The following is a 16,669-nucleotide window of genomic DNA, read 5'->3' as shown; positions in this document are numbered from 1 at the left end:
GGTAAAGCAAATAAACATTTATCTAAAAACATGAAAATGAAAAATATCTTTTATTTTATCCTTTTTTTTACAAATTTTCTTCATGCTCAAATAATGGCTGATGTAGAGGATGATTCTCCCGATGGAAGAACTTTAACACAAGTTGAATTTAAAAGGGCAATAATTCTTTATGATAAATACGTTGCTAGTGAGGATTTTATTGAAATGAAAAATAAAATTGAAAAACTCTCTTCAATAGCAAACAAAAATAATCAATTGCGTGAGTTTGTATTTTACGAAGAAAATATAAATGACCAGAAAATACAAAATTGGATAAATAAAAATATTCCAAAAGAAAATAACGGAGAAGCGACGAAACTTCTTTCTAGAATTGTCATGCTGAATAATAAGATCAATATTGATAATGCTGAAATAATAAACATATTAAAATATAAAGCAAGTCTGAGCCAATGCCAAGAAATAACGAATCCCAAATTGAGAGATAAATAAATGCGATACCACTAACCGCAGTTAAACGAGATTAGGGCATTAGACCGAATTTAAATATCGTTTTGTGCTTTGAAAATTCGCACATCTTTAATTGCAAATCGGGGTGTAGTTCCAAAACGTTAATAAATTATGAGTTAAAAAGCCGTTCTGAATACTTCAGAACGGCTTTTTGCATTCTTGATGTTTTTATAGAAATATTCTTATGTTTTAAAAGCGCTTTTCCTTAAGTTTGTTTTCAGTAAAATTTTAAATTTAAATGAAAATACATGAGTTTTCTCGATAAAATATTGGGCAAAAAAGAAGCTCCAATACAATCTTATAATGATTTCTGGAATTGGTTTTCGGCAAATGAAAAAGCGTTTTTTAAAACGGTTCAAAGCGGAGAAAATATACATCAAGGTTTTTTTGATAAACTAGCTCCAAAGCTGGATGAAATACACGAAGGAATTTATTTCCTTACTGGAATGTTTGACGATCATACAGCCGAACTGGTTTTGACGCCAGATGGGGCAATTAGAAATATTTATGCTATAGAAGAATTGGTTGCGAACGCTCCTAAAATTGACGGCTGGAAGTTTACAGCTCTAAAACCGGCTTCAGATGTCAATAATATAGGCATTACTTATCAGGATTTTGAATTCAGTAAAGAAAACCTAAAATTTTATCCTCGTGTTCACGAAGATTATCCAGACGAAATAGATTTGGTAATTGTTTATGATCATTTTGTTGAAGAGAAAAAATCTAATATAGCCAATGGAGTTTATATTTTTCTTGATAATTATTTGGGCGAACTGCATTCTGTTACCTTAATTGATAATTTGGTTGTTGCAGGGCCAGAACAAACTTCTGAGGAGCTAATACCAATCGAGAAATTAAAAGATTATTTAATCTGGAGAGAAAAAGAATTTGTTGAGAAATACGAAGGAACCCGACATAATACAGAGAATGACAGTTATGCTAATTTTGAAGGCAAAAAGCAAGATGGTTCAATCGTTCTGGCCTTAATCAATACCACAATTATTGAATGGGATAAAAAAGCATCTCATCCTTGGGTTTTTATAGTCGGAATTTCTTTTGATGATTGCGATAATGGCGGGTTACCAGATGAAAAGACATACAAACTATTGGATGAAATCGAAGAAGAAATTGTCTATAGTTTACCAGATTCCGAAGGCTATTTAAATGTGGGAAGAGAAACCGCAAACAATAAAAGGGAAATCTTTTTTACTTGCAAAGACTTTAGAAAACCATCAAAAATTGCCGATGAATTAATTAAAAAATACAGCGGTGTTTTTGAAATAAGCTACGAAATCTACAAAGATAAATACTGGCAATCGTTTAGACATTTTGAGCCAAGATAAATTGCAAAAAGCCGTTCTAAGATTTTAGAACGGCTTTTTCATTTCCAAAAAAAATCCGCTTAAAGAAAAATCTCAAGCGGATTCAAAACAATCTAAAAAAAATGTGCAAATTTATTTATAGAGTGATGTTTCTTATTTACAGGGAAGTAAAAAAAACTTAGTCTCGATAGCTATCGGGATAGCAACTCAGAACCTTAGAATCTTTTTTTAAAACTCCAAGTTCAACCATACAAGCTTTCATCATTTCGTAAGTACGCTGAATATCATTATCCAATCCGATAGAAAAACGAATTAAACCATCTGTCAATCCCATTTCTTTTTGTTCTTCTAATGGAATTTCGCTAGAAGTTGAAGTTCCCGGCGCGCTGAATAACGTTTTGTAAAAGCCTAAACTTACTGCGAGATATCCTAAATTTCTTTCTTGCATTAATTCCATTAATTCATTGGCTTTTTCCAAAGAACCAACATCAATGGTTAGCATTCCGCCAAAACCATATTCTGGATTAATCATGGTTTTATACAATTCGTGACTCGGATGACTTTTTAATCCTGGATAAACTGTTTTTAAACCGTCTTTTTCAAACATATCAGCCAAATAATGCGCATTATGACTATGCTGTTTAATTCTGATATGAAGAGTTCGAAGATTTTTCATCACACTCGCAGAACGCAAACTATCCATTGTTGGCCCTAAAAGCATGCTCGCGCCAGTATTTACATTTTTCAACGAATTAATAAATTCTTTAGAAGCACAAGTGACACCACCGACCGTATCGCTGCTTCCGTTAATGTATTTGGTCAAACTATGAATTACGATATCAGCACCTAATTTTGCAGGAGAAACCGATAATGGCGAAAACGTATTGTCAACAACCAATTTTAAATTGTGTTTTTTAGCAATTTTAGCCAAACCGCGAATATCAGCTACTTCCAAAAGCGGATTACTAACCGTTTCGCAATACAAAACTTTAGTTTTAGGAGTAATCGCCGCTTCGACAACATCCAATTTTGTGATGTCAACAAAGCTCGTTTCAATTCCGAATCTTGGTGTAAAGTTTTTCAAGAAAGCATAAGTTCCGCCATAAATTGTTCGGCTTGAAACGATATGATCGCCCGCACCGCAAATCTGTAATAGAGTAGGCGTAATAGCTCCCATTCCTGAAGCAGAAACATTTGCTGTTTCGGTTCCTTCCATCGCTGCCAAAGCCTGATCTAAGTATAAATTACTAGGAGATGAATGACGCGAATATAAATAACAGCCTTCCATATTTCCCTCGAAAGTATCAAACATGGTTTTCGCCGAAAGAAAAGTATAAGTCGATGAATCAGAAATCGACGGATTCACACCGCCAAATTCGCCAAAATATTGCAAATCCTGAATTTTATCTGATGGGTTGAAGTTTCTCATTTTTAAGTCATTGCGAGAACGAAGCGATCTCATCCTCAAGATTAATTATTTAAAATTTTATTTGTTTCCAAGTTTCAAGTTTGCTTGAAATGAAATTTTATTCAAAGGAAAAAGGAATTAGATAATTAATCAATAATGCGTCAATTAATTAGATTTTAAAACTATAAAAAGGCATTAATTGTTATTTTTAATCTAATTTTGAAGTAAAAAACAATGTAATATAGATTTTCTTTCGAATGCAAAGAAACTATTAACCATCAACCAAAAACCATCAACTAAAATGACTTTAGACGCTATAGATAAGAAACTTCTGGTTTTACTTCAAACCGATAGTAAAAAAACAACCAAAGAATTATCATTAAAACTTGATCTTTCGGTTACAGCGGTATATGAACGAATTAAAAAGTTAGAACGCGAAGGCATAATAAAAAACTATGTGGCTTTAGTCGATAAATCCAAAATTGAAAAAGGATTTGTGGTTTTTTGCCATTTAAAACTCATTCAACATACAAAAGAATTTCTAACCAAATTTGAAAGCGAAGTCATTAAACTCAATGAAGTTCTAGAATGCCATCACGTAAGCGGCGATTACGATTATATCCTAAAAGTTCTGGTAAAAGATATGGAAGCGTATCGAGAGTTTTTAGTAACCAAACTTACTTCATTACAGCATATAGGAAGTACGCAGAGTATGTTTATGATTAGCGAAGTGAAGAATTCTACGGTGATTTCTTTTTAGCAGGTTCAAAGGTTCAGAGAGGCAAAGGGGGAAAGGTTTTTCTGTAGAGAAGCGTTGCAGTGCGTCTAACATTACGTTATCAAGCACGATGAAAAAGAGTCAATCGTTCAGATTCACATTACAATTTAGTTACCGAAGAAAGAGAAAATATTTGTCTGGAGAAATAAAGGCAAGTTGTTAGGAAGAAGCAGAGCAACGTTTGAATGCGAAATATGGTTTTTAAAATCATTTTTTTATTTTACAGCATCTTCAAAAGTAGGTCTTTGCCTTTTTTCAGCTATAACATCTTTTATAATAGATTCAATATTTTTATTTATAGAATCATTTGGCTGTAGTTTTATTGCTTTATCAATCGTTTCTTTTGCTTCATTGTCTTTTCGGGCAACAAGTAAGTTCATTGCATGATTACCTAATAATGCATAATCATTTGGTTTTCTTTTTAGAGATTCTTCAGAATAAAAGATAGCTTTATCAATGTCTTTTAAATGCATAGCTTCTAGTGAAGCTTCCATAGGAATTATATGATTTTCTAATTCAAGTTTAAATGCCAATTCCAATTGTTCAAGTGCTTCGTGGTGTCTTTCTAATCTTTGAAAAGCTTTAGACATCAATACCATACTTTGCCAATGTTCAGGAACAATATCAAGACATTTTTGGAAGTCTTGTATGGACTCTTCAAGCTTTAGTTTTTCAAATTTATTTAATTCTTTTCTTCTATATCCGTCTAATATAACTAGGCCTTCTTGCTTTTTTCCAGCTTGCTCAAAAATTTCATTAAATTCTTGAATTTTTTTATTTTCAAATTCCTGCTTGTCAATTCTATTATAGATTGTTCCATTTAATAGATTTTCAATTTCTTGTGGAATTAATTCTTTTACAAAATCTGAAAATGGATTTAGTACGAATGTTGCTCCATTCAAAACTTCAAACAAATCTTGTCCTTTTAAACTAAGATATGGAACATTTTTTTCCATTATTCCTTTTTCAAATATTCTATTTACTGATGTAAAGATTGGAATTTGACCGCTTTCAAAAGTAAAACACTGAACAGTTGTATTCTCTTTTTCAGTTTTCCTTCCAATTTCAGAAATGGAATTTTTACTAGTAACTATAAATAATTGATTTTCTAATAATTTCTGATAAAATTCTTTTTGAGCAGAAAAATTGGACGTAGCTTGCCTCAAAAATTTTTCAAGTTCATTTTCTTGAAGTTCTGTTTTCTTTTTCTTGAATATGTCAAATAATCCCATTGATTGTCTTTTAGATCGTCTTAAATTGTTTCTAAAGTAAGACTAATTTAACTGTTTTTCTTAAATGGGAAAAGAATCGTTAATTTTTTTTAATGAATAGTTTTATATGTAAATCATACTACTTTTTAGGTTTATATTATTTAGAAGCAAAATTAAGTGTAAAGAAAAAACTTTGCATCTTCGAGCCTTCGTGGCAGAAAACCTTCCTCCAAAATTTCACACAAAAAACATTGAAAATTAAACCTCAAACAGAACTTTATTGCTTAATTTTGTAACCGCTAAAATAAAAACAAATACTATGAGTTCATTTGACGTAGTCATTATAGGTTCAGGTCCTGGAGGATATGTATCAGCAATTCGTTGCGCACAATTAGGTTTCAAAACTGCAATTGTAGAAAAATATAATTCATTAGGCGGAACTTGCCTTAACGTAGGTTGTATTCCTTCAAAAGCATTATTATCTTCTTCTCATCATTATTCAGAAATTGCTCATTTTGCAGATCACGGAATCGAAGTTTCTGGTGATGTAAAAATCAATTTAGAGAAAATGATCGCGCGCAAGCAAGCTGTTGTAGATCAAACTGTGGGTGGAATCAACTACCTAATGGATAAAAATAAAATTACTGTTTTCAATGGTTTAGGTTCTTTCGTAGATGCAACTCACATTGCTATTGCAAAAGCTGACGGAACATCTGAAACTATCGAAGCAAAATATACTGTAATCGCTACAGGATCAAAACCATCTTCTCTGCCATTCATTAAAATTGATAAAGAAAGAATCATTACTTCTACTGAAGCTTTGGCTTTAAAAGAAGTTCCAAAACACTTAGTTATCATCGGTGGTGGAGTTATCGGAATTGAGCTTGGACAAGTTTACCTTCGTTTAGGAGCTCAGGTTTCTGTAGTGGAATTCATGGACAGAATCATTCCTGGAATGGATGGAGCTCTTTCTAAAGAATTGACAAAAGTGTTGAAAAAACAAGGAATGAAATTCTACGTTTCTCACAAAGTAAAATCAGTTGAAAGAAATGGCGATGCTGTTGTAGTTCAGGCTGAAAATGCAAAAGGAGAAACAATCACTCTTGAAGGAGACTACTCGTTAGTTTCAGTTGGTCGTCGTCCGTACACAGACGGATTAAACGCTGACAAAGCTGGAGTTAAAATTTCAGAGAGGGGACAAGTTGAAGTAAACGATCATTTGCAAACTAATGTTCCAAATATCTATGCAATTGGTGACGTTGTTCGTGGGGCAATGTTAGCGCACAAAGCAGAGGAAGAAGGAGTTATGGTTGCTGAAATCTTAGCAGGTCAAAAACCGCATATTGATTATAATTTAATTCCTGGTGTAGTTTACACTTGGCCAGAGGTTGCTGCAGTTGGACAAACTGAGGAGCAATTGAAAGCAGCTGGAGTAAAATACAAATCTGGAAGTTTCCCATTCAAAGCTTTAGGACGTGCAAGAGCAAGTGCTGACTTAGATGGATTTGTAAAAATCTTAGCTGATGAGAAAACAGATGAGGTTTTAGGAGTTCACATGATTGGTGCCCGTACAGCAGATTTAATTGCTGAAGCGGTGACTGCAATGGAATTCAAAGCATCTGCTGAAGATATTTCAAGAATGAGCCATGCGCACCCAACTTTCGCGGAAGCGGTAAAAGAAGCCGCATTGGCAGCTACTGAAAATAGAGCTTTACACGTATAATTTTTACGTTAAATCATATTTACAAACCGTCTCGTTAAAAAATGAGACGGTTTTTTTTGTGCTCCATATAATATAATAATCAAAAATAATTTTGTAAATTAGATGTATATTTTAGGTGCTATCTTTATGATAACTAAAAAGATAGTGTTATGAAAAACAGATATATAATTCCAATTTTGATTGGAGCAGGAATCGGATTCGCATTATATTCTTGCGGAGGCGGAATTCCAAAAAACGCAAAAGCTGTAACAAACTTTGACAGTGCAAAATATCTCGGTAAGTTGTACGAAATTGCTAGATTGGATTATAAATGGGAAAGAGATCTGGACAATGTGACTGCCGAGTATTCTTTAAATGAAGATAAAACAATAAAAGTCGATAATAAGGGCTATAATGTCAAAAAAGACAAGTGGGAACAAAGTGTCGGGAAAGCTAGATTTGTCAAAAAAGACAATATTGGTATGCTGAAAGTCTCATTTTTTGGTCCTTTTTATTCTGGTTACAATGTCGTAGCAATCGACCCTGATTATAAGTACGCACTTGTAGCTGGAGAAAGTTTAAAATATATGTGGATACTTTCTAGAGAAAAAACAATTCCAGAAAGTATAAAAGCAGATTTTCTTATCAAAGCTCAGGAAATTGGGTATAATGTTACCGATTTGGTGTGGGTAAAACACGATAAGGCAAATTAAAAATAAAAGTCCGCCAGTATAATGCTGACGGACTTTTTTATTTCGATTTGAAAAATACTTATGCAGTAAAAACACTTTTGTAATTATCCCAGTATCTGTAAATCAAGAAAAGGTTTCCTAGAAAAAGAAGAACTGCGATAGGCAGACCATCTGGAGTGAGGAAATAATTGATAAACAAAATATTTACCGTAATGGGTAAGATCAAGATGTTTGCTAGAGTTACGTAACGCCCAGTCACAAATGCAATTCCACACAATAACTCGATAGATTTTGCCATTGGCATTAAATACGTGGAAGCCATTAAACCTACGTTAAAAGCCTTAAAGTTTCCCGTAGTTTCTGGTTCGGGCATGAGATGGAAAAAATAACTGATAGAGGCAAACAGTAGCAAAAGGCCAATTAAAACGCGGACAATAATTGTGGCAATTTTCATAATACTTAGGATTTTTTAAGGTTAAAAAACATAATTAAGTTATTGGAAAAGAAACAATCTATAAGCTTAAATTAGAATCGCAAATTGTTTTTTTTGAGGTTCTTTTTTAAGGATATTATAATTAAATTAATGCTCTTTTGGGATTAATCTAATTGTATATCAAATATAACGAATTTTTTCTTATAAAATGAATGTCTTTTTAACAGTTTTGTAATGTAATTCAAAACATTTGATTATTTTTTTGTTTTCCTCTAATGAAATAATTTTGTCGTAATTTTGACCTTTAAAATTACCATTTTTGAGAGTTTCCATCCGTAAAAATATTGCCAATCCAAAACTGTTTAAGGAGCAGCTTTTAAGTTGGGCGCAACAATTTCGCGAAGTTGTTTTTTTAGACAGTAATTCTTATCCGCAGCAATATTCTAGTTTTGACTGCATGTTGGCAGTTGACGCTTTTACGTCTTTAAAAACTGATTATTACAACGCTTTTGAAGATTTAAAACAATATCAGCAAAACACAAAAGACTGGCTTTTTGGATATCTTTCTTATGATTTGAAGAATGATATTGAAAACCTCCAGTCCAATAATTTTGATGGCTTGAACTTTCCTGATTTGTTTTTCTTTCAGCCTAAAAAGGTTTTTATACTAAAAGGATATGAACTTGAAATTCAATATTTATTGCTGTGCGATGATGAACTTGAAGAAGATTTTGGTGAAATAATCCAAAGCCCAAATTCCAAATTCCAAAGTTTGGAATCTTTAGAAATTAAGCAACGCATTTCTAAAGATTTATACATTCAGAAAGTAAATAAAATGCTCGAACATATTCATATTGGTGATATGTACGAAGCGAATTTCTGTATGGAATTTTATGCGGAAAATGCGATAATAAATCCGTTAGAAAAGTTTCAAAAACTGAACGAAATATCACAAGCGCCTTTTTCTGTTTTCTTTAAAAATTACAAACAATATCTGCTTTCGGCTTCGCCAGAACGATATTTAAAAAAAGTAGGTGATAAGATTATTTCACAGCCAATCAAAGGAACTTCTAAGCGTTTTTCAGATCCAATTGAAGATGAAAAATCAAAAAATATCTTAGCCTCTGATACCAAAGAACGTGCTGAAAATATCATGATAACCGATTTGGTTCGAAATGATTTGTCACATACCTCGCAAAAAGGTTCGGTTGAGGTTGAAGAACTTTGCGGAATTTATTCGTTTCTACAAGTGCACCAAATGATTTCTACGGTGACTTCAAAATTAGATTCTAAATTTTCTGCAGTAGATGTTTTGAAAACAACTTTTCCAATGGGAAGCATGACTGGTGCGCCAAAGATTTCGGTAATGGAAATTGTTGAGAATCTAGAAGAAACTAAAAGAGGATTGTACAGTGGTGCAGTTGGTTATTTTACGCCAGAAGGTGATTTTGATTTTAATGTCGTGATCAGAAGTATTTTATACAATCAGGAAAATAAATATGTTTCTTTTTCCGTAGGAAGTGCTATCACATCGCTTTCAATTCCAGAAAAAGAATATGAAGAATGTTTGCTGAAGGCAAAAGCAATGCACGAAGTTTTGCAGTAATTTTTTTTCCGCCACTAATTCACGAATTATTTTTCATAATCGTGATGCATATTTTTTTGCCATTCCCGATAGCTATCTGGATAAAAAGATTTGCACAGATTTTTTTTAATCCTTTAATCTGTGGCTATTAGTTGAAGAAAATAATTTGTGGAAATTTGTGTAATTTGTGGCAAAAGAAAACATGCGCCATCGGCATAAAAAAATAATTCGTGAATTGCTTCGTCTGCTTGCTATCACTCGAGTCGCGGCAGAAAAAAACAGCGCTTAACATTTCGTTTAAAAATAGTTCGAATTTAATTTTTTACTTTTATCAGATGTTTTCAAAATTTCAAAATCATATCGTTTCAAGATTTCCTTTTTTAGCCGAAAAGAAGCTTTTTCTGGCTGTAAGTGGCGGACTAGACAGTATGGTTTTGCTGCATTTGATGAATCAACTGCCTTATGAAATTGCCGTTTTGCATTGCAATTTCCAGCTTCGCGGACTTGAAAGTTTTGGAGATCAGGAATTTATTCAGGATTACTGCAATCAAAATAATATTCCAATTTTCACCACTCATTTTGATACCGAAGCTTTTGCTAAAGATTATAAGCTATCTACGCAAGTTGCAGCGAGAGAATTGCGTTATAGTTGGTTTTATGAACTTTTAGAAGAAAAAAACTTTGATTACATTTTAACTGCTCATCATGCCGATGATAATCTGGAAACTTTTATCATTAACTTAACTCGCGGAACTGGTTTGGAAGGTTTGACTGGAATTCCCGAACAAAATCATAGAATAATTCGTCCGTTGCTTCCTTTTTCAAGAGAAGAAATCTTGAAATATGCAGAAGAAAATAAGATAGAATGGAGAGAAGACAGCAGTAATGCTTCAACAAAATATCTCAGAAATAAGATTCGCCATAATTTGGTTCCAGTTTTAAAAGAAATCAATCCGAATTTTTTGGATGCTTTTCAGAAGACGCAATCTTTTCTTCAAGAATCAAAAGAAATGGTTGAAGATGCATCGATTATTGTTTATCAACAAGTAGCAAAAGAAGAAGGAGATGATATTCATTTCGATTTAAATCAGTTAAAAAAACTTCCAAATTATAAATCGTATTTGTATCAATGGCTGAAAGAATTTGGTTTTTCTGCTTGGAATGATATTTACGATTTGGTTGAAGGGCAATCTGGTAAACAAGTTCTCTCTGAGGAGTTTAGATTGTTGAAAAATAGAGAAACACTTATTTTAAGTCCGTTTTTTGAAACATCAGAAAAGGACGAATATGAAATTAATGAAAACGCTACAGAAGTTAATTTTCCCTTAAAAATGAGTCTTTGTAACGTAGGTCACACAACATTCGGTTCAAATAAAGTTATATTTGTCGACTCTGATAAAATCCGTTATCCTTTGATTTTGCGTAAATGGAGAGAAGGCGACGTTTTTCAGCCATTTGGAATGCAAGGAAAGTCAAAAAAGGTAAGCAAGCTTTTTAAAGATGAAAAACTTTCTTTGATTGAAAAGGAAAAAATTTGGATTTTATGCTCAGATGATCAAATCGTCTGGGTAGTCGGAATGAGACAAGACGAACGTTTTAAAATAGAAAAAGCCACAAATAAAATACTTAAAATAGAATTACTATAATGAACTTTACACAAGCCCATCAGTCCATAATTTCAAAAAGTATCTGGAATAAAATAAACGTTTTTTTACTCTTTTTCTTTTTTGCATTAGCAAGTAATGCTCAAATATTAGAACCAGTAAAATGGACTTCTAAAATAGAGAAAAAAGGAGATAAGGTTATTCTAATTTTTGATGGAACGATCGAAAAAGACTGGCATATGTATTCTCAGTTTACTCCAGACGGCGGACCGCTTGCTTTGGAAATTTCGTTTAAAAACCAAAAAGGAAATTACGAGTTAATTGGAAAAGCTAAAGAAGGCAAAACAAGAACAGCTTTTAACGATGTTTTTGGCGTAGATGAAACTTTTTTTGAAGGCAAAGCACATATTGAACAAGAGATAAAAATCATTAACCCAAATTTAAAAACGGTTGATGTAGATTTTGATTTTCAGGTTTGTAAAGAAGTTTGTATCAATTCAAGCAAGAAATTCTCTATCGCTGTTCCTTCATCATTTAAAATGGACGAAGTTCCAGTTGTTTCAGAGGCTAAATTGGACGAAACAAAAGTAGTTGGTTTGGCGGTTGATACCGTTAAAAAAGAAGAGGCAGTACAGCCAAAAATAGAGAAAACAGCAGAAACGGCAGCAGCAGAAATTCCTGCGCCAGCTCCTTCTAGAAGTTTATGGTCGATCTTTTTTCTTGCATTTTTAGGTGGTTTTGCAGCTTTATTTACGCCATGTGTTTTCCCAATGATTCCAATGACAGTGAGCTTTTTTACAAAACAAAGTAAAAGCAGAGCAAAAGGAATTAGAAATGCTATTTTTTACGGATTATCAATCATTGCTATTTATGTGATTTTAGGATTGATTGTAACCAAAATATTTGGTGCAGATGCATTAAATGCGTTATCGACAGATGTTTGGTTCAATCTTATTTTCTTCGTGATTTTAATCATTTTTGCTGTTTCATTTTTAGGAGCATTCGAAATTATGCTTCCAAATTCATGGGCAAACAAAGCTGATCAGCAAGCAGATAAAGGTGGTTTGGTTGGGATATTATTTATGGCTTTGGCTTTGGCAATCGTGTCGTTTTCGTGCACAGGACCAATTGTAGGGACATTGTTGGTTGAAGCAGCTTCAAATGGAGGGATCGCGCCAATTGTTGGAATGTTAGGATTCTCTTCTGCATTAGCTTTGCCATTTATGTTATTTGCATTGTTTCCGGGGTGGTTGAATTCGTTACCAAAATCTGGTGGATGGCTAAACACTGTAAAAGTTGTTTTAGGATTTTTAGAATTGGCATTAGCATTCAAATTCTTGTCAAATGCCGATTTGGTTTTACAATTGCATTTCTTGGAAAGAGAAGTTTTCTTAGCGATTTGGATTGCTATTTTTGGAACTCTTGCATTCTATTTATTCGGAAAAATTACATTGCCGCACGATAGCCCAACTCATCATATTTCAGTCGGAAGATTATCATTAGGATTAATTGTTTTAAGTTTTACAATTTATATGATTCCTGGACTTTGGGGAGCGCCTTTAAAATTAATCAGTGCATTCCCGCCGCCGCCGCAGTATAGCGAAAGTCCGTTTGGAGTAGGAGGTTCAGGAAACGGAGCGGTTTCGGCAGGCTCTATTAAAGGTATGCCAGAAGGTGCTGAATTAGGACCTCACGGAATTATGGTTTTCCATGATTACGAAGAAGGTTTAGCTTATGCTAAAGAAATCAATAAGCCAATTATGCTTGACTTTACAGGTTATGCTTGTGTGAATTGCAGAAAAATGGAAAATAATGTTTGGTCAGATCCTTCCGTTTTACCAATTCTTAAAAACGATGTGGTTTTGATTTCACTTTATGTTGATGATAAGCGTGAATTGCCAAAGGAAGAACAGTTTACAACTGAAGCAGGAGATAAAATCATTACAGTTGGAGATAAATGGACCGATTTTATGATTTCCAAATATAAAACCAATACACAGCCTTTGTATGTTATTACGGATTTAGAAGGAAATAATTTAAACAGCACAAAGCCAACAATCAGTTATGTGAGTACAGAAGAATATTTGCAATGGCTGAAAGAAGGAATTTCGAATTTTAAGTAATCAAGAGAAAAGAGAATAGAAGCAAGAGAATAGAAGAGAGAGGATGATTCAGAAATCTAAAAGCTACATTCTAAAATCTATAATCTAACATATAAAAGGCGTTTAATTCAAAAGCAAAAAGCACTCTAAGTCAAATTTAGAGTGCTTTTTTATTTATCAAGCGAAAGTGAAAATTAATTTCTTATAAGAATTCTCCGTGTTGAGAGATGTCTAATCCTAGTTCTTCTTTTTCTTCTGTAACTCTTAGAGGAGTGATTTTATTTACGATGAAGAATAAAGCATAAGAAGCAACAAAAGCAAAGATTGAAACTACAACAAGAGCAGTTAATTGGTTGATGAATAATGTAGGAGTTCCGAAGATTAAACCTTGATTATCTCCAACAGCAGGGTTGATTGCTTTTGATGCAAAAACACCAGTTAGAAGCATACCTACCATACCACCAACACCGTGACAAGCAAATACATCTAGAGCATCGTCGATTTTTCCTTTAGGGAATTTGCTTACTACAATGTTACTTACAATTGCAGAGAATAAACCGATGAAGATTGCGTGAGGGATACTTACGAAACCAGCAGCAGGTGTAATGGCAACAAGACCTACAACCGCTCCGATACAAGCGCCAAGAGCAGATAATTTATGTCCTAATATTTTATCAAGGAAAACCCAAGCCATTGCAGCAGCAGCAGCGGCAACAGTAGTTGTTCCTAAAGCTTGAGCAGCAAGGCCATTTGCTCCTAAAGCAGATCCAGCGTTGAAACCAAACCATCCGAACCAAAGCAGACCAGTTCCTAATAATACATAAGTAATTCTAGCAGGATTAACTTTTTGAACTTTTCTTTTTCCTAAGAACATAGCTCCAGCCAAAGCAGCCCATCCAGCACTCATGTGAACTACAGTTCCTCCAGCGAAGTCAAGAACTCCCATTTTGAAGAAAACTCCATCAGGATGCCATGTCATGTGAGCTAGTGGAGCATATATTAATAATATGAATAAAACCATGAATAACAAATACGCCCAGAAACGAATACGTTCTGCAAAAGCACCTGTGATTAAAGCAGGAGTAATAATAGCGAATTTTGCCTGAAATAATGCGAATAATATAAATGGAATTGTTGGTGCAAGGCTCCAAGCTGTATTAGTTCCAACTCCTGCAAAGAACAAATTCTCAGACGGGTTTCCGATAATTCCTCCAATTGTTGGTCCAAAAGCCAATCCAAAAGCAACAACAGTCCAAAGTATAGTAACAATTACCATAGCCATAAAACTTTGAAGCATAGTACTAATTACGTTTTTCTTACCTACCATACCTCCATAGAAAAATCCTAGTCCAGGTGTCATTAGCAATACAAAAGCAGTTGCAACGATCATCCAGGCAGTATCTCCAGTATCAAACTTTACAGCTTCTGCAGGAATTGGGTTGTCTGCAATGATAAAGTTCGAAATAAAGCTTAGGACTAAAATCGTGATAAGAATCACACTTAAAATAATTTTTCGCATAGTTATTTAGTTTTAAAATTTTTTATAAAAGTATAAAATGATTTAATACCCCCTAAAAAAATAGGGTTTGTTATTTAATTTTTGTTAAATTTAAAATTTAACCCCTATGATTTTGCGTGAATTTCTTAAAACAAACTTAAAATTTACAATTTGGCAACATTTTTTTTTCACTTACTGTCATTTTTGATAATTTTTAGGGTAATTGATTGCTATTTTTTGTAGGATAATAGATATTTGTTGTTTAAAAAACGTCTGTTGCATGTTGTAATGGATATTTTTTAATCTTTTTAACAAATTTGATGATTATAATATAAGGATGGGAAATAGAAGTATTAAATGGGGAATAGTAGGATTGGGAAATATTGCAAGCCAGTTTGCATCAGATCTTTTATTGATTGAAAATGCTGAACTGACGGCAGTTGCATCTAGAGATTTTACTAAAGCCGAAGAATTTGGAGGAAAATTTAATGCTTTAAGAATGTACAATTCTTATGATTTACTTTTTGAAGATTTGGAAGTTGAGATTGTTTACATCGCAACTCCTCATAATTCGCATGCCGAATTATCTATAAAAGCATTAGAAAAAGGTAAACATGTGCTTTGCGAAAAACCAATGGCTTTGTCTTATCAAGATGCGCAGAGAATGGTAGAGGCGTCAAAGAAAAACAATGCATTCTTTATGGAAGCGTTCTGGACAAGATTTATTCCGTCAATTCAAAATCTTCTTCAGAAAATTGGCAATGGAATAATAGGAGACGTAAATTATATAAAAGCCGATTTTGCCTTTCACGGAAGTGAAACAGAAAACAAAAGGCTTTTTGATAAAGAACTGGGCGGAGGTGCATTGTTTGATATTGGCGTTTATCCGTTATTCCTGTCTTATATAGTATTAGGAAAACCAAAAGAGATTTTAGCAAAGACAATCAAGCATAAAAACGATATCGATTTGCAGACTTCTATGATTTTGCAATACGAAACAGCTCAATCGGTTTTGCATGCTTCTATAGTTTCAGAATCAGATATGAAAGCCATCATTTCGGGAACAAAAGGGCGAATAGAATTAAATGCACCGTGGTTTATTGCTGATGGTTATTCTCTATTTATAAATGAAGAAAAAGAAGCTACTTTTACTTTTCCAGCTTTAGGAAAAGGATATTCTCATGAAATAATCGAATGTCAAAATTGTATTCTGAATAATGAAATTGAAAGTAAACTTTGGTCGCATCAGAATTGTTTGGATTTGAGTAGAATAGTAGAGGAGATTAAAACTCAAGTTAAACTTCCATTTTAAGTATCTATTGTTGTAATAGTGTAATTATATGATTGAAAAAACAGAATTTCTAGCGAATAAAATAAATGAGTTTATTGAGAAATATGGAGAAGTGCCTCCACATTGGATTTATAAACCAGATTCACATCCTTACAGTATTATTTGGAGATATGGAAGTGGTGATGAATTTTGTGACTGTTTTTATATTTGGTTTGAAGAAAATTGTCAAACAACTGAAAAAAGAATTGCTTATTTTAAGAAATATAATCCACCACCAAGATGGTTGGCGTCAGTAGTTGATAGTATTTGGGAAACAGAAGGGTGGAACGAACCTTTTTTTGATTATACTCCCTATTTGAAAAAGCTTGAAAAATATGGTTTTACCGGAACATCTGAATATGAAAAAGACTTAGATGATCAGAAATGGTTAGACAAAGAAAATGACATAAATAGATTTTAAATATAAAGTAGTAAAATATTTACAAATAATATTTTTTACTTCTATTTAATTAAATACTTTTACTTTTTATAAGAAT

General features: G+C 33.0%; 14 protein-coding genes. 10 read left to right on the top strand and 4 right to left on the bottom strand.

The window, feature by feature from the left end; genetic code table 11:
- The first annotated feature begins 36 nt into the window (after positions 1-36).
- Both BLP44_RS07430 and BLP44_RS07425 read left to right on the top strand, forming a co-directional pair.
- The gene (locus BLP44_RS07430; protein WP_139159184.1) at positions 37-489 is read left to right on the top strand and encodes a hypothetical protein; all 453 of its coding nucleotides are present in this window, start codon (positions 37-39) and stop codon (positions 487-489) included.
- A gap of 266 nt (positions 490-755) precedes the next feature.
- Positions 756-1,850, top strand: a complete 1,095-nt coding sequence (locus BLP44_RS07425) for a DUF695 domain-containing protein (protein WP_091131114.1) — start codon at positions 756-758, stop codon at positions 1,848-1,850.
- Between the two features lie 157 nt (positions 1,851-2,007).
- Here the strand turns inward: BLP44_RS07425 and BLP44_RS07420 are convergent, their stop codons facing one another.
- Positions 2,008-3,258, bottom strand: coding sequence for an aminotransferase class I/II-fold pyridoxal phosphate-dependent enzyme (locus BLP44_RS07420; RefSeq protein WP_091131400.1), 1,251 nt, complete (start codon positions 3,256-3,258; stop codon positions 2,008-2,010).
- 280 nt (positions 3,259-3,538) lie between these two features.
- Between BLP44_RS07420 and BLP44_RS07415 the strand changes: the two genes are divergently transcribed.
- A complete protein-coding gene (locus BLP44_RS07415; RefSeq protein ID WP_008462051.1) occupies positions 3,539-3,997 on the top strand; it encodes an Lrp/AsnC family transcriptional regulator in 459 nt (152 codons plus the stop codon).
- A gap of 233 nt (positions 3,998-4,230) precedes the next feature.
- Here BLP44_RS07415 and BLP44_RS07410 read toward each other — a convergent pair whose 3' ends face one another.
- Positions 4,231-5,247 (bottom strand): SseB family protein, encoded by a 1,017-nt coding sequence (locus BLP44_RS07410; RefSeq protein WP_091131110.1) that lies wholly within the window; start codon positions 5,245-5,247, stop codon positions 4,231-4,233.
- Between the two features lie 298 nt (positions 5,248-5,545).
- Between BLP44_RS07410 and lpdA the strand changes: the two genes are divergently transcribed.
- Positions 5,546-6,949, top strand: coding sequence for a dihydrolipoyl dehydrogenase (gene lpdA / locus BLP44_RS07405; RefSeq protein WP_091131106.1), 1,404 nt, complete (start codon positions 5,546-5,548; stop codon positions 6,947-6,949).
- A gap of 149 nt (positions 6,950-7,098) precedes the next feature.
- The gene (locus BLP44_RS07400; protein ID WP_091131101.1) at positions 7,099-7,641 is read left to right on the top strand and encodes a lipocalin family protein; all 543 of its coding nucleotides are present in this window, start codon (positions 7,099-7,101) and stop codon (positions 7,639-7,641) included.
- Between the two features lie 58 nt (positions 7,642-7,699).
- Here the strand turns inward: BLP44_RS07400 and BLP44_RS07395 are convergent, their stop codons facing one another.
- Positions 7,700-8,074, bottom strand: coding sequence for a DoxX family membrane protein (locus tag BLP44_RS07395; protein ID WP_008462057.1), 375 nt, complete (start codon positions 8,072-8,074; stop codon positions 7,700-7,702).
- A gap of 298 nt (positions 8,075-8,372) precedes the next feature.
- Between BLP44_RS07395 and BLP44_RS07390 the strand changes: the two genes are divergently transcribed.
- The 3 genes from BLP44_RS07390 to BLP44_RS07380 all read left to right on the top strand — a co-directional run bounded on the left by BLP44_RS07390 (position 8,373) and on the right by BLP44_RS07380 (position 13,365).
- Positions 8,373-9,659 carry an anthranilate synthase component I family protein gene (locus tag BLP44_RS07390; RefSeq protein ID WP_091131098.1) on the top strand — a complete coding sequence of 429 codons (1,287 nt, stop codon included), beginning with the start codon at positions 8,373-8,375 and terminating at the stop codon, positions 9,657-9,659.
- A gap of 314 nt (positions 9,660-9,973) precedes the next feature.
- Positions 9,974-11,284, top strand: a complete 1,311-nt coding sequence (tilS, locus tag BLP44_RS07385) for a tRNA lysidine(34) synthetase TilS (RefSeq protein ID WP_091131095.1) — start codon at positions 9,974-9,976, stop codon at positions 11,282-11,284.
- Positions 11,284-13,365 carry a protein-disulfide reductase DsbD family protein gene (locus tag BLP44_RS07380; RefSeq protein ID WP_091131091.1) on the top strand — a complete coding sequence of 694 codons (2,082 nt, stop codon included), beginning with the start codon at positions 11,284-11,286 and terminating at the stop codon, positions 13,363-13,365. Before tilS ends, BLP44_RS07380 begins: the two co-directional genes overlap by 1 nt.
- 181 nt (positions 13,366-13,546) lie before the next feature.
- Here BLP44_RS07380 and BLP44_RS07375 read toward each other — a convergent pair whose 3' ends face one another.
- Positions 13,547-14,863 (bottom strand): ammonium transporter, encoded by a 1,317-nt coding sequence (locus BLP44_RS07375; protein ID WP_008462063.1) that lies wholly within the window; start codon positions 14,861-14,863, stop codon positions 13,547-13,549.
- Positions 14,864-15,179: 316 nt separating this feature from the next.
- Between BLP44_RS07375 and BLP44_RS07370 the strand changes: the two genes are divergently transcribed.
- Together BLP44_RS07370 and BLP44_RS07365 are read left to right on the top strand one after the other, a co-directional pair.
- The gene (locus BLP44_RS07370) at positions 15,180-16,154 is read left to right on the top strand and encodes a Gfo/Idh/MocA family protein (protein WP_091131088.1); all 975 of its coding nucleotides are present in this window, start codon (positions 15,180-15,182) and stop codon (positions 16,152-16,154) included.
- Positions 16,155-16,182: 28 nt separating this feature from the next.
- Positions 16,183-16,593: a hypothetical protein gene (locus BLP44_RS07365; RefSeq protein WP_091131085.1), complete on the top strand. Its 411-nt coding sequence runs from the start codon at positions 16,183-16,185 to the stop codon at positions 16,591-16,593.
- Positions 16,594-16,669: the final 76 nt, after the last annotated feature.

Origin of the sequence: Flavobacterium anhuiense, assembly GCF_900101855.1 — a bacterium.
Lineage (GTDB): Bacteria > Bacteroidota > Bacteroidia > Flavobacteriales > Flavobacteriaceae > Flavobacterium > Flavobacterium anhuiense.
Note: the sequence above shows the minus strand (reverse complement) of the source record. Positions and strands in the feature narration are given on the sequence as shown.